The sequence below is a fragment of the Cryobacterium sp. TMS1-20-1 genome (assembly GCF_004402355.1).
Classification (GTDB): Bacteria; Actinomycetota; Actinomycetes; order Actinomycetales; family Microbacteriaceae; genus Cryobacterium; species Cryobacterium levicorallinum.
In genome coordinates this window covers 121,050-140,956 of record NZ_SOGF01000054.1, presented here as the reverse complement: position 1 = coordinate 140,956, position 19,907 = coordinate 121,050, and the positions used below count along the sequence as shown (strand labels likewise).

The 19,907-nt window shown below is 67.3% G+C and carries 17 protein-coding genes and 1 tRNA gene; 11 read left to right on the top strand and 7 right to left on the bottom strand.

All coding sequences use genetic code 11. The annotated features are described in order from the left end of the window. The first annotated feature begins 2 nt into the window (after window positions 1–2). On the top strand, window positions 3–3,905 hold the full coding sequence (locus E3O45_RS13155; protein WP_241985358.1) for a Pls/PosA family non-ribosomal peptide synthetase: 3,903 nt from the start codon (window positions 3–5) through the stop codon (window positions 3,903–3,905). A 7-nt stretch (window positions 3,906–3,912) separates the two neighbouring features. Continuing rightward, window positions 3,913–5,241 carry a M1 family metallopeptidase gene (locus tag E3O45_RS13150; protein WP_134443795.1) on the top strand — a complete coding sequence of 443 codons (1,329 nt, stop codon included), beginning with the start codon at window positions 3,913–3,915 and terminating at the stop codon, window positions 5,239–5,241. 171 nt (window positions 5,242–5,412) lie between these two features. Here the strand turns inward: E3O45_RS13150 and E3O45_RS13145 are convergent, their stop codons facing one another. Beyond that, window positions 5,413–6,054 (bottom strand): 4'-phosphopantetheinyl transferase superfamily protein, encoded by a 642-nt coding sequence (locus tag E3O45_RS13145; RefSeq protein ID WP_134443794.1) that lies wholly within the window; start codon window positions 6,052–6,054, stop codon window positions 5,413–5,415. A 47-nt stretch (window positions 6,055–6,101) separates the two neighbouring features. Between E3O45_RS13145 and E3O45_RS13140 the strand changes: the two genes are divergently transcribed. The 3 genes from E3O45_RS13140 to E3O45_RS13130 all read left to right on the top strand — a co-directional run bounded on the left by E3O45_RS13140 (window position 6,102) and on the right by E3O45_RS13130 (window position 11,180). Continuing rightward, a complete protein-coding gene (locus E3O45_RS13140) occupies window positions 6,102–7,118 on the top strand; it encodes a magnesium and cobalt transport protein CorA (protein ID WP_134443793.1) in 1,017 nt (338 codons plus the stop codon). A 67-nt stretch (window positions 7,119–7,185) separates the two neighbouring features. Further along, on the top strand, window positions 7,186–10,965 hold the full coding sequence (locus tag E3O45_RS13135) for an ATP-binding protein (protein ID WP_134443792.1): 3,780 nt from the start codon (window positions 7,186–7,188) through the stop codon (window positions 10,963–10,965). Further along, on the top strand, window positions 10,962–11,180 hold the full coding sequence (locus E3O45_RS13130) for a hypothetical protein (protein ID WP_241985352.1): 219 nt from the start codon (window positions 10,962–10,964) through the stop codon (window positions 11,178–11,180). Before E3O45_RS13135 ends, E3O45_RS13130 begins: the two co-directional genes overlap by 4 nt. Here E3O45_RS13130 and mscL read toward each other — a convergent pair whose 3' ends face one another. The 3 genes from mscL to E3O45_RS13115 form a co-directional block, all read right to left on the bottom strand. After that, window positions 11,181–11,666, bottom strand: a complete 486-nt coding sequence (gene mscL, locus E3O45_RS13125; protein WP_241985351.1) for a large conductance mechanosensitive channel protein MscL — start codon at window positions 11,664–11,666, stop codon at window positions 11,181–11,183. It abuts the gene before it with no gap. Window positions 11,667–11,669: 3 nt separating this feature from the next. Continuing rightward, the gene (locus E3O45_RS13120; RefSeq protein WP_134443791.1) at window positions 11,670–11,969 is read right to left on the bottom strand and encodes an FmdB family zinc ribbon protein; all 300 of its coding nucleotides are present in this window, start codon (window positions 11,967–11,969) and stop codon (window positions 11,670–11,672) included. A gap of 109 nt (window positions 11,970–12,078) precedes the next feature. Then, window positions 12,079–12,657, bottom strand: a complete 579-nt coding sequence (locus tag E3O45_RS13115; RefSeq protein ID WP_134443790.1) for a 5-formyltetrahydrofolate cyclo-ligase — start codon at window positions 12,655–12,657, stop codon at window positions 12,079–12,081. A gap of 34 nt (window positions 12,658–12,691) precedes the next feature. On the opposite strand from E3O45_RS13115, the gene galU reads away from it, so the two are divergent. From galU to E3O45_RS13095, 4 genes are all read left to right on the top strand, one after another. After that, window positions 12,692–13,585 (top strand): UTP--glucose-1-phosphate uridylyltransferase GalU, encoded by an 894-nt coding sequence (gene galU, locus E3O45_RS13110; protein WP_134443789.1) that lies wholly within the window; start codon window positions 12,692–12,694, stop codon window positions 13,583–13,585. A 51-nt stretch (window positions 13,586–13,636) separates the two neighbouring features. After that, the gene (locus E3O45_RS13105; protein ID WP_092451036.1) at window positions 13,637–14,296 is read left to right on the top strand and encodes a GNAT family N-acetyltransferase; all 660 of its coding nucleotides are present in this window, start codon (window positions 13,637–13,639) and stop codon (window positions 14,294–14,296) included. Window positions 14,297–14,401: 105 nt separating this feature from the next. Next, a complete protein-coding gene (locus E3O45_RS13100) occupies window positions 14,402–15,331 on the top strand; it encodes a hypothetical protein (RefSeq protein WP_134443788.1) in 930 nt (309 codons plus the stop codon). Window positions 15,332–15,396: 65 nt separating this feature from the next. Further along, window positions 15,397–15,469 (top strand) — tRNA-Ala (locus E3O45_RS13095). A gap of 402 nt (window positions 15,470–15,871) precedes the next feature. Here the strand turns inward: E3O45_RS13095 and E3O45_RS13090 are convergent. Further along, window positions 15,872–16,654 carry an IclR family transcriptional regulator gene (locus E3O45_RS13090; RefSeq protein ID WP_241985357.1) on the bottom strand — a complete coding sequence of 261 codons (783 nt, stop codon included), beginning with the start codon at window positions 16,652–16,654 and terminating at the stop codon, window positions 15,872–15,874. Window positions 16,655–16,996: 342 nt separating this feature from the next. Between E3O45_RS13090 and E3O45_RS13085 the strand changes: the two genes are divergently transcribed. Continuing rightward, window positions 16,997–17,725: a CoA transferase subunit A gene (locus E3O45_RS13085; protein WP_134443786.1), complete on the top strand. Its 729-nt coding sequence runs from the start codon at window positions 16,997–16,999 to the stop codon at window positions 17,723–17,725. 3 nt (window positions 17,726–17,728) lie between these two features. Continuing rightward, the gene (locus tag E3O45_RS13080; RefSeq protein ID WP_134443785.1) at window positions 17,729–18,379 is read left to right on the top strand and encodes a CoA transferase subunit B; all 651 of its coding nucleotides are present in this window, start codon (window positions 17,729–17,731) and stop codon (window positions 18,377–18,379) included. Window positions 18,380–18,512: 133 nt separating this feature from the next. Here the strand turns inward: E3O45_RS13080 and E3O45_RS13075 are convergent, their stop codons facing one another. Further along, a complete protein-coding gene (locus E3O45_RS13075) occupies window positions 18,513–18,734 on the bottom strand; it encodes a hypothetical protein (protein ID WP_134443784.1) in 222 nt (73 codons plus the stop codon). Then, on the bottom strand, window positions 18,715–19,695 hold the full coding sequence (locus E3O45_RS13070; RefSeq protein ID WP_174843090.1) for a serine protease: 981 nt from the start codon (window positions 19,693–19,695) through the stop codon (window positions 18,715–18,717). The genes E3O45_RS13075 and E3O45_RS13070 overlap by 20 nt, the downstream gene beginning before the upstream one ends. Between the last annotated feature and the right edge of the window lie 212 nt (window positions 19,696–19,907).

The window sequence follows — 19,907 nt, the reverse complement described above, 5'->3', positions numbered from 1 at the left end:
AGGTGCTGGCGGCGGGCCACCGGGCCAAGCCGGCCCGCACCCTCGCCGACATTATTGCGGAAACCGCGGCGCAGCATCCGGAGGCTTTGGCCCTGGAAGATGCGGCCGGAACGATCAGCTATCGCGGCCTGCTGCGACGCGTGCAGGCACAGGCAAATGCGCTGAGCCTGGCCGGGGTGCGGCGCGGCGACACCGTGGGAATTCGCATTCCCTCCGGCACCCGCGACCTGTATGTGTCGATCCTGGCCACGCTGCTGGTGGGTGCCGCCTACGTGCCGGTCGACGCGGACGACCCGGAGGAACGCGCCCGGCTGGTCTTCGCCGAAGCCCACGTGGTCGGCATCATCGGGGAGGGCGGCGTGTTTGCGCCTCGCGACGGCCTCGACGTGCAGGCCCTGCGCGCTCGCCGTGTCGGACCGCACGAGGATCCCGCGCTGGTCTTTCCGACCGGCAACATTCCGACGCCCGATGACGACGCCTGGGTCATCTTCACCTCCGGCTCGACCGGCGTGCCCAAGGGCGTCGCCGTCACCCACCGGTCCGCGGCTGCGTTCGTCGACGCCGAGGCCGGACTGTTTCTGCGGGACGAACCGATCGGAACCGGAGACCGCGTGCTGGCCGGGCTCTCTGTGGCCTTCGACGCGAGCTGTGAGGAAATGTGGCTGGCCTGGCGCAACGGCGCCTGCCTGGTTCCCGCCCCGCGCTCGCTCGTGCGCAGCGGCGCCGACCTTGGCCCGTGGCTGATCACCCACGGCATCACCGTCGTCTCGACCGTGCCGACCCTCGCCGCGCTCTGGCCGGAAGAGTCGCTCGAGGCCGTTAGGCTGCTCATCTTCGGCGGTGAGGCCTGCCCGCCCGAGCTGGTCGCCCGCATTGCCACCCGCGGACGCGAAGTGTGGAACACCTACGGCCCGACCGAAGCGACCGTCGTGGCCTGCGGCGCCCTCGTCGACGGCATCGGCGAGATGCGCATCGGCCTCCCGCTCGACGGCTGGGACCTCGCCGTCGTCGACGCGGCCGGGCACCGGGTCGCCGCGGGGGAGACCGGCGAGCTCATCATCGGCGGTGTTGGTCTGGCCCGCTACCTCGACGCCGAGAAGGACGCCGAGAAATATGCGCAGCACCCGCAGCTCGGCTGGGATCGCGCCTACCGCAGCGGGGACCTGGTGCGCTTCGAAACGGCGGGCCTTGTCTTTGCCGGGCGCGCCGACGACCAGGTGAAACTCGGCGGCCGCCGCATCGAGCTCGGTGAAGTGGATGCGGCCCTGGGCGCTCTTCCCGGAGTCGCCGGCGGCGCCGCCGTGGTCCAGACCACCCCGGCCGGCAACCACATTCTGGTCGGCTATGTCGCCCTCGCCCTCGCCAGCGCGCCGTTTGACCGGTCGGCCGCGATTGACCGGCTGCGCGAGGAACTCCCCGCCGCACTGGTGCCGCTGCTGGCCATCGTCGACGCGCTGCCAACCCGCACCTCGGGCAAGGTCGACCGGTCTGCATTGCCCTGGCCGTTGCCTCAATCGGCCGACGAGACCGCGGCGCTGTCACCGACAGCCGAGTGGCTGGCCGAGGCGTGGGCATCCATTTTGGGCGTGCCGGTGACCGGCCCCGACGATGATTTTTTCGCCCAGGGCGGCGGTTCGCTCTCAGCCGCGCAATTCGTGTCGGCTGTGCGGGTCCGGCACCCCGAAACCACCGTCGCCGACCTCTACGACCACCCGCGCATCGGCTCCCTGGCCGAGGAACTCGACGCGCGCACTCCCGTGGAAGTCCCAGTCGTGCGCACCGTGCTGCCGACACCGGCGCGCAGCCAGCTCGCCCAGACCCTGCTCGGCATTCCCCTGCACGTGCTCAGCGGCGCCCGCTGGCTGGTCTACCTCGCCATCGCGAACAACCTGCTGAGCCTGGCCGGGGCGCCCTTTGCGCCGACTCTGTCCTGGTGGTGGGTGGCACTTGGTTTTGCGCTGTTCGTGACGCCGCCCGGCAAAATGCTGATCGCGGTGATCGCATCGAGGCTGCTGCTGCGCAACCTGGTGCCGGGTAACTATCCGCGCGGCGGCTCCGTGCACCTGCGGCTATGGCTCGCCGAGCAGGTGGCGCTGCTCGTTGACGCAGCGAGCCTGGCCGGTGCCCCCTGGATCAGCTATTACGCCCGGGCGTTGGGCGCCGAGATCGGCCGCGACGTCGACCTGCACTCGCTGCCACCGGTCACCGGTCTGCTCACCATCGGCGCCCAGGCCTCGATCGAGCCCGAGGTCGACCTGGCCGGCCATTGGATCGACGGCGACGTGCTGCGGATCGGCCACCTGCACGTCGGTGCCGACGCCCGAATCGGTTCCCGCAGCACCCTGCTCGGCGGGGCCCACGTCGGGAACGGCGCGGAGATCGAACCCGGCGCTGCAGTTTCGTCCCGCGTGCCACCGGGGGAGCGCTGGGCTGGTTCCCCGGCCCGCCGGGCGGGGTCGGCAAGGCGTCCGTGGCCGGCCGAGCGGCCGGCAAGGGCCAGCCGGTGGCTCGGCGCGTTCGCCACCGGGTCCGTCGCGATGACGGCCATTCCCACGCTGGCTCTCGCGCTAGGCGCCGTCATCGTCGGCGGTGCCGTCGGCGACGCCAGCAGTCTCGGTGTCGCCGCGCTGCGGGCAGCGCTGATCTTGCCGGTCGCGGTTCTGGCCGGTGGACTCGCCTACGCCCTGCTCGTGATCGCCTTCGTGCGAGCCCTCGGTATCGGGCTGCGCGAGGGCTACTATCCGGTGCGCAGCCGCATCGGCTGGCAGGTCTGGATGACCGAACGTATCCTGGACGGCGCTCGCAACGTGCTGTTTCCGGTCTACGCGAGCCTGATCACCCCGACCTGGCTGCGCCTGCTCGGCGCCAAGGTGGGCGCCGACGTCGAGGCGTCAACCGTGCTGCTGCTGCCCTCGCTGACGACGATCGCGCCGGCCGCTTTTCTCGCCGACGACACCATGGTCGCCTGCTACGAACTCGGCGGCGGCTGGATGCACATTGGCCCGGCCAAGATCGGCCGCAAGGCTTTTCTCGGCAACAGCGGCATGGCCGGCCCCGGTCGTACCGTGCCGCGCAACGGGCTCGTCGCTGTGCTCTCCTCGACGCCGCGCAAGGCCAAGCGCGGTTCCAGCTGGCTCGGTAACCCGCCGGCCCGCCTGCGGCGCAGGCAAACGGATGCCGACGACTCGCGAACGTTCCACCCTCCCGTACGCCTGAAAGTCGCCCGGTCACTCTGGGAACTGCTGCGCATCGTGGCCGGTGTCACCGCCGCGTGGATCGCGCTGCTCGTACTCGCCCTGCTCGACCTGGTCTGGCTCAGGCTCGGACTTGGCGCGGCCATCGCCCTGTCCGGCGTGGTCATGCTCGTGGCCGGCGCGGTCGCCGCCGGGGTCACGACGGTGGTCAAGTGGACGCTGGTCGGGCGGATCGACGCGTCGGAGCATCCGCTTTGGTCATCGTTCATCTGGCGCAACGAGGTGTCGGACAGTTTCGTGGAGATGGTGGCCCGTCCGTGGTTCGCCGAGAAAGCATCGGGCACGCCGGCGCTCGCCGTGTGGCTGCGCACCCTCGGCGCCACGGTGGGGCGCGGTGTCTGGTGCGAAACCTATTGGCTGCCCGAAGCCGATCTCGTGCGACTCGGTGCCGGCAGCACGGTGAACCGCGGCTGCGTCGTGCAGACCCACCTGTTTCACGATCGGATCATGCAGCTTGACGCGGTCGAACTCGCCGAGGGTGCCACCCTGGGCCCGAACGGTGTCATTCTGCCAGCGGCGTCAATCGATGCCGGAGCGACCGTCGGCCCCGGCTCGCTCGTGATGCGCGGCGAACGCGTGCCGACCGGGTCGCTCTGGTCCGGCAACCCGATCACGCCGTGGCACCAGCCGCCGTGGTCGAGCGTGGAATAGTGGACTGATGGGCCAGACTCTGCAGACCACTTACGGTGCCGCCAGCGCCGGCGACCCCTATATTCCCACCTCCGGCAACGGCGGCTACAGCGCCGAGCACTATGAGCTGACCCTCGACTATCGGGTGGCCACCAACCGGCTGAACGCCACCGCGATCATCACCGCGCGGGCGCTGATGCGGCTGGACCGATTCAGTCTCGATTTCGCCGGCCTCAGCATGGAAAAAGTCACAGTGAACCGCGAGCGGCCGGCGAAGGTGACGCACACGGCCCGCAAACTCGTGATCACGCTCGCCACACCGGTGGAAGCCGGGGCCCTGTTCGAGGTCGTGGTGCGTTATCGCGGGGCGCCGCATCCGGTGCGCAGCAATTGGGGTGATGTCGGCTGGGAAGAACTCGACGACGGCGTACTCGTCTCCGGGCAGCCCTGCGGGGCCCCCTCCTGGTTTCCGTGCAACGACCATCCGAGCAACAAGGCCACCTTTCGCATCACCGTCGGCTGTGAATCCGGGTACACCGTGGTGTCCAACGGGGCGCTGTCGGCACAGTCGAGTCGCTCCGGGCGCACCAGCTGGACCTTCGACGTGCGGGAGCCAATGGCCACCTACCTCGCGACCGTGCTGATCGGCCGGTACCGCCGCCGCGACCTCGCCGCCCGGCCGGTCGCGCACAGCCTGTACTTTCCGGCTGAACTGGCCACCCGGGTCGGCAGCGACTTCGCCCGCCTCACCGAGATGATCGCGTTCTTCGCCGACCGATTCGGGCCGTATCCGTTCGCGTCATACTCCGTCGTCGTCACCGAGGACGAGCTGGAGATTCCGCTCGAGGCGCACGGCCTGGCCGTGTTCGGCAGCAACCACGTCGACGGCAACCACGGCGAAGACCGGCTGATCGCCCACGAACTGGCACACCAGTGGTACGGCAACAGCCTCACCGTGGCCCGCTGGCAGGACATCTGGCTGCAGGAGGGTTTCGCCTGCTACGCCGAATGGCTCTGGGAGGAGGAACGCGGCGGTCGCACCGCCGACGTTCTGGCCGCCCTGCACCGCGGCAAGGTCGCTGCGCTGCCCCACGACATCGTCGTCGGAGACCCGGGCCCGCACGCCATGTTCGACGACCGCGTTTACAAACGGGGAGCGCTCGCCCTGCACGCCATTCGCAAGTCGCTCGGCGACGAGGCCTTCTTTTCAGCCCTGCGCGCCTACACGTCGGCCCGGCGGCACGGGTATGTCTCCACCGATGACTTCATCGAGTTCTTCGCCGAGCACACCGGCAGTCGGGCGATCGGCGGGTTCGTGGCTCGCTGGGTGCAGGAGCGGCCCCTGCCAAGCCTCTAGCTGCGCTGGGTGCGGTAGCGGGCTCTGCCGAGCCGATAGCCGCGCTGGGCGGGTCGCGCGTATCGCGGGTGTTGGGCCTTTGGCGCAGCGGCGCAAGTCCCGCGCAGCATGAAATGGGTGCCGGCGGCGGCGCCTGTGGGCACCAGCAACAGGTATCCGTTACGCTGCGCCTCACGTTTGGGGGAGCAGCACGATCCGGGGCGCTTCCGGGCCGAGGATGGCCACCGTGCCGACCAGGCCTGGGCCGGCGTCGAAGCCCGCCAGATGCAGGTCGGCCAGATCGAGGGAAGCGCCCGGCCAACTCAGCAGCTGCCACCGCGGCTCCATCACAAAAACGGATGCCGCCGCTTTCGGGTATACAACGGTCAGCTCCCGCGGGTCCACCGTCAGCCCCGCCCCGGACAGCTTGAGCACCGCTTCCTTCGCCGTCCAGAGCGTCGCGCGCACCCGGTCGCGTGCCGCCATCGGCACCGCCCGCAGGGCTAACCGCTCGGGCCCGTTGAACGCGACGTCGTCGAACCCGGCCCGGCCGACCGCACTGACGCTCTCAATATCGACGCCGATCGGCCCGGCCAGCGACACGGCGACGGCGACGGTCGAGGCGGCGCGGCTCAGGCTCGCGAAGGTGCCCGGCGGCCGCAGCACGCGGGGTTTCCCGTGTGCGCCGCCGCAGCGCTCGCAGCGCTGCGCGATGGTGACCTCGGTGAGCTCAACCCGGCAGACCCGGGCGACGGCCTCGGCCAGGTGCAGACGGTCGGTCTCGGGGTGCGGCGCCCGCGCAGCCAGGAAGAGGGAGACATCCGTTTGCGTCACTCTGCAACCGTACGCGGTGGCAAACTAGGAGCGAACAAGGAGAGCCCATGGCCCTGGTGGACAACGCGGTTTACGTGGACGGGCATCGGGTTTCGACACCGCCCAGCCTCGACGAGACCTTCGAGGTCATGAAGGAGCATAAGGGCTTCGCCTGGATCGGACTGTACCGGCCGAGCGAGGAGGAAGTGCGGGCCGTCGCCACCGAGTTCAGCCTGCACCACCTGGCCATTGAGGATGCTTTCAAGGGCCATCAGCGGTCGAAGATCGAGCGGTTCGGCGATATTTTGTTCGTGGTGCTGCGCCCCGCTCGCTATATGGACGACGAGGAACGCGTTGAATTCGGTGAGCTGCACGTCTTCGTCGGCCCGGACTTCGTCGTCACCATCCGTCACGCGGAATCGCCCGACCTCGCCCAGGTGCGCCAGCGGATGGAGCAGGCACCGCACCTGCTCGCCCTCGGCCCGGAAGCCGTGCTGTATGCGATTCTCGACCAGGTCGTCGACGAGTACGGGCCGGTCGTCGCCGGCCTCGAAAATGACATCGATGAGATCGAAGACCAACTTTTCGACGGTGACCCCGAGGTCAGCCGACGCATCTACGCCCTGTCCCGCGAAGTGATTGAGTTTCAACGAGCCACCCAACCGCTCGTGGGTATGTTTGAGGCCATGCAGCGTGGCTTCGACAAATACAACGTCGACCTGGAACTGCACCGGCACCTGCGCGATGTGCTCGACCATACCCTGCGCATCGTTGAACGCGGCGACGCCTTTCGGCAGCTGCTGCAAAACGCGCTGACCGTGCACAGCACCCTCGTGGGACAGGCCCAGAACGACGAAATGCGGCACCTGTCGGAGACCAGCCTGGCGCAGAGCGAAGAGGTCAAGAAAATTTCCAGCTGGGCGGCGATCCTGTTCGCGCCGACCCTGGTCGGAACCATCTACGGCATGAACTTCGACCACATGCCCGAACTACATTGGACCCTGGGCTACCCGTTCGCGCTCGCCCTGATGCTCGCGATGGGATGCGCCCTATACATCGTCTTCAAGCGTCGGGACTGGCTGTAAGGGCCAAATCACGCGAAACCCCGGCCGCCTCAGGCAAAAACAGTGGTTTCGCAATTAGGGTATCCCTGTGTGGCACCTCGATAGAAAACAAGACGACGACGACGTGCTTTCCAAGTACCTGGACGTCGTCCCCATCGACCCGCAAAACGTGACCAGTCCCCACAACCTCAGTCTGGGCGATCCGGCGTTCACCGCCGGTAACATCGCCGAGCCGGTCTGGCAGCGCTGGCGCGATGAACTCGCCGCGCTCGGCGGGCGCTCCCCGCTGCTGCACTTCACCGACGAAGCCCGCACCCGCATCGAGCTCAGCGCCACCCATCCCGGGGGCCTGCCGCAGTTCATCATCGGCAAGACCACCCTGCTGTCCAACCTCATTCGCGATGAACTCGCGCTCCGCAACGCCCGGCTGGCCGCGAACGAGATCACCCAGAAGGGCATCGAACTGCGCTCGATGCGCGGCATCGAGTCGGTCAACCTCGCCATCGGCCTCGCCGAGTGGCGTTACCAGGACGTCGAGTACAGTGCCCCGGTGCTGCTGCGCCCGCTTGCGATCCGCCGCTACGGCCGTGACTACGAGCTCAAGCTCAAGGGCCAGCCCTTTCTCAACCCCGAACTGGCCCGCGCTCTGAAGGACCAATTTCAGATCGTGCTCGACGCCGACGCTTTTGTGGCGCTCGCCGTCACGAACGGTGCGTTCAAACCGCAGCCGGTCATCGACCGCCTGCGCGGCCTGACCTCCCACCTGCCCTGGTTCAACGTCGTGCCCCGGCTCGTCGTCTCGAGTTTCGCCTCCTGCGGCCAAGCACTCGCCGCCGACGCCTCGAACCTCGACCACCCGCTGCTCGACGCCGTCGCCGGCAATATGACCGCCAAGCGCAATATCGGGTCCGCCTACAACCCGGTGGTGCCGATCGGCCAGGATGCCCGCCCGCCCGCCACCGACACGCTGCTCGGCGACGCAGACCCCGAGCAGGAGAATGTCGTCGCGCAGATCGCGGCGGGAAACTCCCTGGTCGTGAAGACCCTGCCCGGAACCGGCGGCACCCAGACCATCGTCAACGCGATCGGCTCGCTCGTCGCCCAGCATAAGCGCGTGCTCGTGGTCAGCGCCCGCCGCTCCAGCCTCGACGGAATCGCCGGTCGCCTGGTGCAGGTGGGCCTGCCCGGCATCGCCGTGACTCCGCGCACGCTGCGCCGCGACCTGATCCAGTCGATCACACGCAACGAGAAGGCCACCCAGCCGCGGGTCGGCGACGTGGACGATGCCCTGGTGCGCTTGCGCAAGGTGCTGCTCGACTATCGCTCGGCGCTCACCCGCCGCGATTCGGCGCTCGGCGTCTCTGTCCTCGACGCCCTCGGTGAGCTCGCGCGCCTCGCGCAGCTGCCGCAGCCGCCGTCGACGACGGCCCGGCTCGACCGGCACGCTCTCGAACTGCTCGCTCACTCCCGATCCGCCGCCGCCAATACCCTGATCAAAGCCGCTATCCTCGGCGAGTTTAGGTACGGCCCCGGTGACTCACCCTGGTACGGCGCCTCCTTCACCTCCTCAGCGGATGCCGCCAACTCGCATCAACTCGCCAAGCGCATCAACCAGGTTGAACTGCCGCGGTTGCTTGAACGCGCCAACGGCCTGATCGGCCAGACCCGGCTGCGCCCGTTCGAGACGATCAACGAACTCGGCATCTACCTGCGCCTGCTGCTCGATATTCGGGAAACCCTCGACAAATTCCAGCCGGGCGTCTACGACCGCTCGCTGACCGAACTGATCGCGGCCACGTCGTCGCGGCGTGAATCCTCCGAGATGAGCTCGGCCAGCCGGCGCCGCTTGCGCAAGCTCGCCGAGGAGTACCAGCGCCCCGGCGTGCGGGTCAGCGATATGAACGAGAGCCTGCGCCGCATCCAGGACCAGCGCACCCTCTGGCAGCGCTACGCCGCCGCGGGAGTGACGCCCGAGGTGCCGGTCGGCATCAACGATGTGCACGTCGCTTTTCAGCGCGTCTCCGAAGACCTCGGTCTGCTCGACGTTCCGCTGGGCACCACTGGCACACCGCGCATCCTCGCCGGGCGTCAGATCGGTGAGCTGACCGCGATGATCTCGGGCCTCGCCGCCGAGAGTGAGGTGCTCGCCAACCTGCACGAGCGCACCGCGCTGCTCGCAACGCTGCGCGAGCACAACCTCGACCCGCTGATGACCGACCTGTCCCAGCGGCACGTGTCGGAGGAGAACGTCGCTGCCGAACTCGAGCTGGCCTGGTGGCAGTCCGTGCTCGAGATCATGCTCGCGAGCGACCGGGCACTGTTGAACGCGAACACGGCGGTACTGGACCGCCTCGAAGCCGATTTCAAACTCGTCGACGAGGCGCACGCATCCGCTTCGGGCAAGCTGCTGGCCTGGCTGCTGGCCGAAACCTGGAAGATCGGTGTCGTCGACTTCCCCGAGGAGGCCGACCAGCTGCGCCGCCTGCTGCGCGCCGACCGGGCTACGCCGGCGCGGCTGAACGAGGTCGCCCCGCACCTCGGCCGGGTGCTCGCGCCGGTCTGGCTCGCCTCGCCCTACGAGATTGCCGGCATCAGCGACCAGATCACCTTCGACACCGTGCTGCTCGTCGATGCCGGAGCGACGACCCTCGCCGAAAACGTCGGCGCGATTCGCCGCGGACGCCAGATCGTGGCGTTCGGTGACCCGGTCACCCAGACACCGTCAGCGTTCGAGACCGGAATTTCGGCCTCGGGTGAGGCCGCGCCGACCCCCGACGTGTCGGTCGACGCCCTGCACGCCGACTCCGCCCTGGCCCGGCTCGGCGAACTACTGCCGACGCTGACGCTCACCCGCAGCTACCGGGCCGGCGGCGAAGACCTCGCCGAACTGGTCAACCACCGTTTCTACGGTGGCCGCATCGATTCGCTGCCCTGGGCCGGAAGTTTTCTCGGTCACGGCAGCCTCACCATCAACTATGTGGCCGGCGGTCGCGGCATGCCCGACGCCGACAGCGGCGCGATTGAGAGCGTGGATGCGGAGGTCGTGAAGGTCGTCGACCTCGTACTCGAACACGCCTCGAAGCGCGCGCGCGAATCGCTCATGGTGATCACCGCGAGCACCCGGCACGCCGTCCGCGTGCAGCAGGCGGTGCTGGCCGCGTTCGCCAAGCGCACCGACCTGTCCGACTTCATTCTGAAGGACCGCAGCGAACCCTTCACCGTGCTCACCCTCGAGCAGGCCGTCGCGCAAAGCCGCGACCGGGTCATCTTCTCGATCGGCTACGGCCGCACCCCGCACGGGCGCCTGCTGTCCAACTTCGGTTCGCTCGGCGAACCCGGCGGCGAACGCCTGCTCGCGATCGGCATGACCCGGGCGCGCCGTGCGCTCGACATCGTCTCCTGCTTCCGCCCCGAAGACATCGAGGTGGACCGCCAGCGCCACGGCATCCTGGCGCTGTCGCAGGTGCTCAGCGAGACCGAGGCACGCCGCGACGAGGTGCAGGTGCCCGACGCGAGCGAGGCCATGCTCGTCGACCTCGGCGGCCGCCTCGAAAAGCTCGGCCTCAGCGTGCGTCTCGGGCACCGCGGCAAGCTCGCCCTGGCCGCCTCCTACGGCACGCGCGCCATCGTCGTTGAAACGGATGCCGTGGTCGGCCGCGCGAGCCTGCGCGAGTCCCTGCGGCTGCGCCCCGAAGTGCTGCGCCGCCTCGGCTGGCACTACCTGCGCGTGCACAGCTTCGAACTGTTCAGCAATCCAGACGCCGTCGCGGCACGCGTCGCCGCGATCGCCGGCGTTCCTCAAGCGGATGCTCGTCCCTTTGCGACCGGTGACGCGCCCACCATCGACCCGAGACGGCCCAACGCGTGAGCGCTTCAGAAAGTGCACAGCGCCTGGGTACCGAGCGTCAGCCGATCGTGAAGGCGGCCGGCAATGCTCGCCGGGCCAAGCTGCTCCCGGCACCGGACACCGACCCGAACCCGCACCCGCCGGTGCTGCGCGAAGAGGGTGGCGTTGCGCACACGGGAAGTGGGCCCAGCGCGAATGAGGCACAGTTGCGGCAGGATCGCCCGCCGCACTGGTAGTTAGTGCTTGGGACCCTGGTCGGGCGGCGTTGCGGCGGCGTTTTTGGCCAGCAGGTCGCGGATCTCGGTGAGCAGGTCGAGCTCGGTCGTGGAGTCGGCGACGACCTCGGAGGGAACCCCGGCGGCGCGACGACGGTCCTGGGCTTCCTTGAGCTTGTTCAGCGGCAGCACGATCAGAAAATAGACGACCGCGGCGATCAGTAGAAAGTTGATCAGGGCACCGATGACGGCGCCGAACAGAATTTTGTCGCCACCGGGAAGAGTCAACGGGAGCGCTTTAGCGAGCGAGTCCGCCTTGAAGATCGACGCGATGAGCGGGTTGAAAATGCTCGTGACGATCGACGTGACGAGGGCGGTGAACGCCGTGCCGATGACGACGGCGACGGCGAGGTCAATGACGTTGCCGCGCATAATGAATTCTTTGAAACCATTGATCACGGGGTGCTCCAAACGAATGACTCGGGCGACCGTCTTGGTCAGCGCCATGCTCTAGGACGCCTTGGCGGCCGGAACGGAGGGGGGCGCGGACTTGGCGGGTGTGCTGTCCGCCTTCTTCTCGGTCTTGGTTTCGCTCGGCTTGCGGTCGAGATTCGGGTTGGACCGCTTCGCATCCGATTTGGAGTCGTTGCTGTAGAAACCGGAGCCGCTGAAGGTCACGCCGATCGACGAAAACACCTTGCGCAGTTTGCCCTGGCAGGTCGGGCACACCGTGAGCGAGTGGTCGGTGAAGGCCTGCTGGATGTCGAAGGCGGTGTCGCACTCGGTGCAACGGTAAGAGTAGGTAGGCACTGCATCTCCAGCTGGTTGAGCCGACAGGCAAAATGCCCACCAGAACTAAGGTTAGGCGCGCTGGCGCCCCGTCACATGCAGAACGGGGTTCACGAGCGGTATTAAATGGTCAGAACGCGATGATTCTGGTCGGGGTGACGAGCCCGTTGACCGGTTGGTCGTGCACCTCGCGGGGAACCTCGTCGAGGTATTCGCTGTCGAAGACGACGGCATAGACCGGCGGGCACTTTTCCATCGAACCGAGGGTCTTGTCGAAGTAGCCGCGGCCCCAGCCCATGCGCAGACCGGACTCGTCGATGGCCGCTGCCGGCACGATGATGAGGTCGACATCGTTGATGGCGATCGGGCCGAGCAGGGTTCCGACCGCTTCGGGAACCCCGGAAATGCCGGTGAATTCTTCTTCGCCGTCGCCGACGGTCCAGTCCAGCAGACCGTCTTCGCGAGAAATGGGAAACAGAATACGGATGCCCTCTGCCGTTGCCCAGTTGAGAAAGGGCCGGGTATCGGGTTCATTGCGCGCCGACAGGTAGCAGGAAATCGATCGGGCGGAGAGGTCCAGGACGAGGCTCTGCAGGTTTGCGGTGAAGCCGGCCGTGGCCGATTCACGCTCCGAGGAGGTCATATTCTGGCGACGCTCGCGCAGCTCCGCTCTGAGCGCACGCTTTCGATGACCAATGTCGGAGTCCATATAAGGCATCCTACTTGCCACTAACCTAGTGCCCATGGGTACCCCGATTACTAAAGCCGTCATTCCCGCAGCTGGGCTGGGAACACGATTCCTGCCAGCGACCAAGGCCATGCCGAAGGAGATGCTGCCCGTCGTCGACAAACCGGCCATCCAGTATGTCGTTGAGGAAGCCGTTGCGGCCGGGCTCAGCGACGTGCTGATGGTCACCGGGCGCAACAAGAACGCCCTGGAGAACCACTTTGACCGCATGACCGAGCTGGAGGCCATGCTCGAACGCAAAGGCGACCAGACCCGGCTCGCCAAGGTGCGCGAATCCAACGAGCTTGCCGATATCCACTACGTGCGTCAGGGCGACCCGCGCGGCCTCGGCCACGCCGTTCTGCGCGCCCGCATGCACGTCGGCCACGAACCCTTCGCGGTGCTGCTCGGTGACGACATCATCGATGCCCGCGACCCCCTGCTCACCCGCATGCTCGAGGAGCAGGGCAAGCGCAACACCAGCATCGTGGCGCTGCTCGAGGTCGACCCGTCGCAGATTCACCTGTACGGCGCGGCCGCGGTCGAAACGACCGACGACCCTGACGTCGTGCGCATCACCGGGCTGGTCGAAAAGCCCAGCCAAGAGGATGCTCCCTCAAACCTCGCCATTATCGGCCGCTATGTGTTGCGTCCGGAGGTGTTCGACATTCTCGAGCACACCGCGCCGGGCAAGGGCAACGAGATTCAGCTCACCGACGCCCTGCAGGAGATGGCCGTCAACCCCGAAACCACCGGCGGCGTGTACGGCCTCATTTTTCGTGGGCGTCGTTATGACACCGGCGACCGGCTCGACTACATCAAGGCCATCGTGCAACTCGCCGTCGATCGCGAAGACCTCGGGCGCGACCTCAAGCCCTGGTTGCACGAATTCGTCGCCACGCTCGACTAACGTTTTACAGAGCCCCACCGGGGTTTTCAGCCCACGACAGACAGGCGAACCGTGCCGATCGCTATTCCCACCCTTCGCGAGGGGGCCGTCACCCTGCGCCCGATCCGATTGCGCGACGCCCGCGCCCTCGAGGGCGAACTTCTGGCCAACCGTTCCTGGCTGCGCAAGTGGGAGGCGACGAACCCGTACGCGCCGATGTCTTTCGACACGCGCGCGAGTATCCGGAGCCTATTGACGCATTCGCGGTCGGGCAACGGTCTGCCATTCATCATCGAAAGCAACGGCGAACTGGCGGGCCAGCTGAACGTGTCGTCGATCACCTGGGGATCACTGTCATCGGCGACCATCGGCTACTGGGTGAGTGAGAAGTTCGCCGGCCAGTCGATCACGCCGATGGCCGTGGCGCTCGCGACCGACTACTGCTTCTATCAGCTCGGCCTGCACCGCATGGAGATCTGCATCCGCCCGGAAAACAAGGCGAGCCTGCGGGTCGTGGAGAAACTCGGCTTTCGCTATGAGGGATTGCGTCGCCGCTACATTCACATCAACGGTGACTGGCGCGACCATTTCTGCTTCGGTTTGGTCGCCGAGGAACTCACCCAGGGCGTGCTGCGCCGCTGGCACGATGGTCTGGTCCCAGCGGATGCCGCCACGGTCACCGCGGCCGATCTCGAGTCGGCCGCGCATCCGGTGCGGGTCATCGTTCGATGATCGCCCCGATTTGCCCCGTTCGGGGGCGGAATCAGCGTATTAACTTCGGTGACACGCCACCGGTAATCATCGGCTCTGGCCGCTGCGCCTCCTACCGTTGTCAACATGAGTAATGAGGCATTGGGTGGCGGGGTCATGGTGGCGGTGGCCGCCGTGCTCTGGGTTGCCTACCTGATGCCCACCTGGTCGCGCCGCAAGCAGTACCAGGCGACCGAAAAAAACGCCGTGCGGCTGCAGCAAACGCTGCGCATCCTGGCCGAAACCGCCGAGGTGCCGCACCAGGTGCGACTCGAAGCCACCGCCCGCACCGTGGCCGAGCAGCAACGCGTTCTGGCGCGGGCTGAGCAGGCCGAACGGGCCGAAGCGCAAGCGGTGGCTGATGCTGCCCGCGACGTTCGCCGCGCCGCTGCGGCCGTCGCTGCTGCCGCAGCGCCGCGCGTGGCGGAGTCGCCCGTTTCGAAGCTTCGGCGGCTGCGCCGTTTCCGCGGCCTGGTGTCGCTGATTCTGCTGGCCGGATTCGTGCTGGCCGTCACTGGGATCGCTCCCGCCCTGGCTGGCTCGTTCACCGCTTTTGTCGGTGGCGGGGTTGTCATGGTGGCCGCGTTCGGCATTCTCGGCCGGCTGGCCACGGTTGCCCGTTCGGCGCGTGTGGTGCGCGTGGACGCCCCGGTGGTGTTGCCCGTTCTGGTCGGCCAGGCCTTTGAGCCCGTGCAGCTTGAGGAGACCCCGGTTGCCGCGGCGACCTGGACGCCGCAGCCGGTGCCGCGAGCGATGCATCTCTCGCGCGGATCCATTGCGCAGACGGCGATGGCATCCGTTGAAGCGGCCAATCAGCTGCGCAAGGCCGCCGCCGAGGCGGAGGTCACGCGCCGCGCCGCAGCGCTCGCCGAGGAAGCAATCCGGGCCGCCACGCCGATCGCCAGGCCCGCAGCGGCTGCGGTGCCGAGCCGTTTCGCGTCGATGGGAATCGTTGGCGAAACCAGCCCCGGCATGACCGACCTCGACGCCGTGCTGCGTCGTCGTCGCGCCGTCTAATTGGCGGCTCGGGCGGGAAGCGGAGAAAGTGGCGGCCAGCCCGTGATATTCTTCAAAGGCAGTTTGGGGCTATGGCGCAGTTGGTAGCGCGTCTCGTTCGCAATGAGAAGGTCAGGAGTTCGAATCTCCTTAGCTCCACTCAGACTGTAAGAACAGCCCCGGCCTCGGTCGGGGCTGTTTTCATGCCTGGTCCAGGAGGGTGCGCTGTGGGCATCAGTCATCGTCCCAGGAAGTTCCAGGACAATCTGGTCCAAGTTGCTCCACTCAGCTTGACATCGCGCGAGGTGCCAACTTCGGCCCCATGGTTTTTGTGAGGTGCCACCTTTGGCCCCTTGCCGAGGACTCATGGGGCTAAAGGTGGCACTTCGCCGCATGATGCCCCTGGTCATGGGGCTAAAGGTGGCACCTCGCGTGGCCAGGCCGAGTTCATGGGGTTGAAGATGGCACCTCATGCAGGGCTGCACGGGTACTGGGGCCGACGGCGTCAAGTTGCGCGCGACAACGAGGGACGCGGGTCCGAAACTGGCATTGCGCGGGCGGTCAGGCTATCGGGGGGCGCTGCAGGGTCTGGGTGATGCGGCTGGCCTCGTCGAGCAGAAGTTGACCCAGAAGCTTCTGCCGCTCGGGCTTGAATCGTGGCTCGATGCCGGTGAGGGAGAGCGCCCAGCCCGGGCGACCGCTGCGATCGAAGATCGCGGCGCCCATGCCCCAGCTGCCCTCGAGGATGAGTCCTGGGTTGACCGCATAGCCCGTCACTCGGGTGCGTTTGAGATTGGCGCGGATGCTCGCGGGGGAGTGCTGGGCGCCCCAGCGAGCCGCGAAGGTCTCGGTGTCGACGGATCCTGTGTCGGCCAGGAGGGCGTCCACTTCGGGCTCGGGCAGGTAGGCCAGAATGGCCATTCCAGCGGATGCCACCCCCAACGGAAAGCGCACCCCCTCGTGCAGCACGAAGGAGCGGATGGGGAAGCTGCCCTCTTCGCGGAGCAGACACACGGTTTCGGCGCCGCGTCGAATGGACAGGAAGGCGCTCTCCCCGGTCGCTTCGGCCAGGCGCACGAGGCTCGGCCGGGCGAGCTCTTCGATCGGATAGCGCGCCGCGGCGACGGTGCCCATGACGAACACCTCTGGGCCGTAGTGCCAGGTGCGGCGCACGGCATCATGGTCGAGCAGGCCCTCGGCGGCGAGCGAGGTGAGTAGCCGGTGCACGGTGGGCCGGGTCAGGCCGGAGTCCCGCACGATCTCGGCCAGGGGCGTGCCGGCGGGGTTGCGCCCGACCAGGCGCAGCAGTAGGGCGATCCGGCTGACGACCTGTGCTCCCGGCACCGACTGTGCGGGTTGTGCGCCACGGTCGGGGTGTGCGCTCTGAGCTGGCTGGCCGCCGTGTTCTGGGCGGGCGGAGCGAACCGAGGCATCGCGACCCGATTGCCCGGCCGGTGCTGGCGACGCGCCGGGTGGCGTCGGCACGTCCGATGCGGATGGCTGAGAGATTATTTCGCCTCCTTTGTCCATATTGTGGATGATTAATATCCTACTGTTCACGAGGTGGAAACGAGGGAATCTAGGGTTTGACAGGGCTTATCGGGCCTGAATAGCATGACGATATCGGCCGATGTCCACAAGGTGGACACTGCGGCAGGCGCGACACCAACTCGATGAGGAGACCGTATGTCCAAGGTTCAGGCCAGCGCCAGCGAGGCGCTGCACGACGTCCTGCGCGACGGGATGGTGCTTGCGGTCGGCGGTTTCGGGCTCAGCGGCATTCCGGCGGATCTCATCGACGCGGTGCGGGCATCCGCTGTGAAAGATCTCACCGTCGTCTCGAACAATATGGGCGTCGACGGCAAAGGCCTGGGCGTGTTACTCGAGGCCGGGCAGGTGCGCAAGGTCATCGCGTCCTATGTCGGCGAGAACAAACTGTTCGCCGAGCAGTTTCTGGCCGGCGTGCTCGAGGTAGAGTTCAGTCCCCAGGGCACCCTGGCCGAGCGGTTGCGGGCCGGCGGCGCGGGAATTCCCGCCTTCTATACCAAGACCGGAGTCGGCACGCTCATCGCCGAGGGCAAGCCGCTCGCCGACTTCGACGGCGAAACGTATCTTCAGGAGCGCGGCATCGTCGCCGACGTCGCGCTGGTCAAGGCCTGGCGCGCCGACACCCTGGGCAACCTCGAGTACCGCTTTACCGCGCGCAACTTCAACCCGGTGGTCGCGACCGCCGGCATTATGACGATCGCAGAGGCCGAGATTATTGTGCAGCCCGGCGACATCGATCCGAATCACGTGATTACTCCGGGCGTCTACGTGCAGCGCCTGGTTCAGGCCTCGGCCCGGGTCAAAGACATCGAACAGCGCACCGTGCGCAGTCGGCCCGTGCTGGCCGGTGTACAGGCAGGGGAGTAGATCATGGCGTGGACCAGAGATGAAATGGCCGCGATCGCGGCGCAGGAACTGAGCGACGGCGACTACGTGAACCTCGGCATCGGCATTCCAACGCTTGTAGCCAACAACCTGCCCGAGGGAATTCAGGTGACGCTGCAGAGCGAGAACGGGCTGCTCGGCATGGGACCGTTCCCGTGGGAGGGCGAGGAAGACGCCGACCTCATCAACGCCGGCAAGCAGACCGTTACGGTGCTGCCGGGGGCGTCGATTTTCGATTCGGCGACCTCGTTCGGCATGATCCGCGGCGGGCACGTGAAGGTCGCCATCCTCGGTGCCATGCAGGTCTCCGGCCAGGGTGACCTCGCCAACTGGACCATCCCCGGCAAAATGGTCAAGGGCATGGGCGGCGCGATGGATCTCGTGGCCGGCACCCCGCGCGTGGTCGTGCTGACCGAACACGTCGCCAAGGATGGCACCCCGAAGATCGTCACCGAGTGCACCCTGCCGCTGACCGGCGTACGCGTCGTGGATCGCATCATCAGCGACACGGCCGTCTTCGATGTGACGCCGACCGGCCTCGTTCTTCGGCAGCGCGCCCCCGGCGTGAGCCTGCAGGACATCGAGGACACCACCGAGGCCGCCTTCACGGTCGAGGAGCTGGCGCCGAGCTGCTAGCAGAGGGAGCTGGCGCCGAGCTGCTAGCAGAGGGAGCTTGCTCCGAGCTATGAGCAGGACGAGCGTGCTGCCGCCTGCCGCCTGCCGGCAAGGGGAAGGCCCCGTCCGAGTTTCGGACGGGGCCTTCCCTATTTCAGGATGCCGGCGGCGGGGTCTCCGTGTCGGCTTCCGATCGTTCGGTTGTCGCGTCGTGCACGCGCGACCCGTCGGGGTTCAGGCGGATGACGCGCGGCCGGGCCGCGCGCATCCGTTCGTCGTCCCAGTCGGTTACGTCGGGCCAGTCGGTTGCGTCGGGATTGAGGCGCTGCCGGGCAACCGGGTCTGCGCCGCTCGGGTCAGGCTGACGCGACGACATAGGCGTTCTGGATGACCGAGCCCCAGTAGGGCCCGAACATGGTGTTCGCGATGTTGTTGTAGCCGAAGCTGTTGACCGAGTTCTGCAGGCCGGTGGAGCCGCTGCCGATCATCCACGGGCCGCCCGAGGAACCGCCGGTCATGTCGCACGGGATTCCCTGGGACTGGGTCTGGCCGTAGGGGTCGGCGCTGGCCGTGCCGTAGCAGGACTGCAGGGTCTCGCCGTTGAAGGGCGCAGCTGCCGGGTAACCGTAGGCCGTGTAGGTGAGGCCACGGCTTTGGTTGAACGTGACTCCGGACGCGCCGACGCTGTCGCTCAGCGACGTGCCGGTGGGTGAGGAGACGATGGCGAAGCCGGTGTCGTAGCTGATATCACCGCTGTTGCTCCACTGGGTGGGAGCGTAGAGCTCGGTGGCATTCCACTGGCCGAACGGGGCGGAGCCGTTCTCGTAGGCCGGCACGAAGATGAGGCGTGAGGCGAAATTGCCGGGTCCTTCGTTAACGCAGTGCCCGGCGGTGACGACAGTGTTCTCGTTGGCCGCGGAGATGGCATTGCCGGAACAGACGTAGTCGGTGCCGCCGAGGGTGAAGAAGATTTTGCCGATGTGGGAAATCGGGGAGACCTGGGTGGCTGCGGGCGACGGGCTCGAGTTCGCTGCCTGCGGGGAGACCAGGGAGGTGGCTCCGGCCGCGACAGCACCGATCGCTCCGGCTGGCACGTTGTCCTGTACCAGGACCTCGCCGGGTATGGCGGACTGCATACGCTCCGGGGTCCAGTAGTCACCGCCCTGTTGGGTCTGCGGAACGACCCAGCGGTCGACATCCGCTGACGAGGTGGTGCCTGTCAACTCGGGCGCGATTGCGGCCGAGGCTGCGCCGGCCGACAGGAAACCGCCGGCACCGACCAACGTGCCGATCAGAAGCGCCGACAGGGCGCCGGTTCTAACTTTGCTTCGCATCATGTGCTTCACTCCAGTTATCGATCGAATCCGAGCGGACTGTATTGCCGCTGGTATTAACACAATATTGAGGAGTGCACTCGCTGTCTACCCCTTATGGGGGACGCCCATTAGGGCGAAGGTGTGGGAAAAGCGGTGAGTGAAGAAGCGCGAGCGCCCTGAGTCTGACGTGTCTGCGCTCGTTCAGATTACCTCCGTGCGGACGAGTCGTGCTC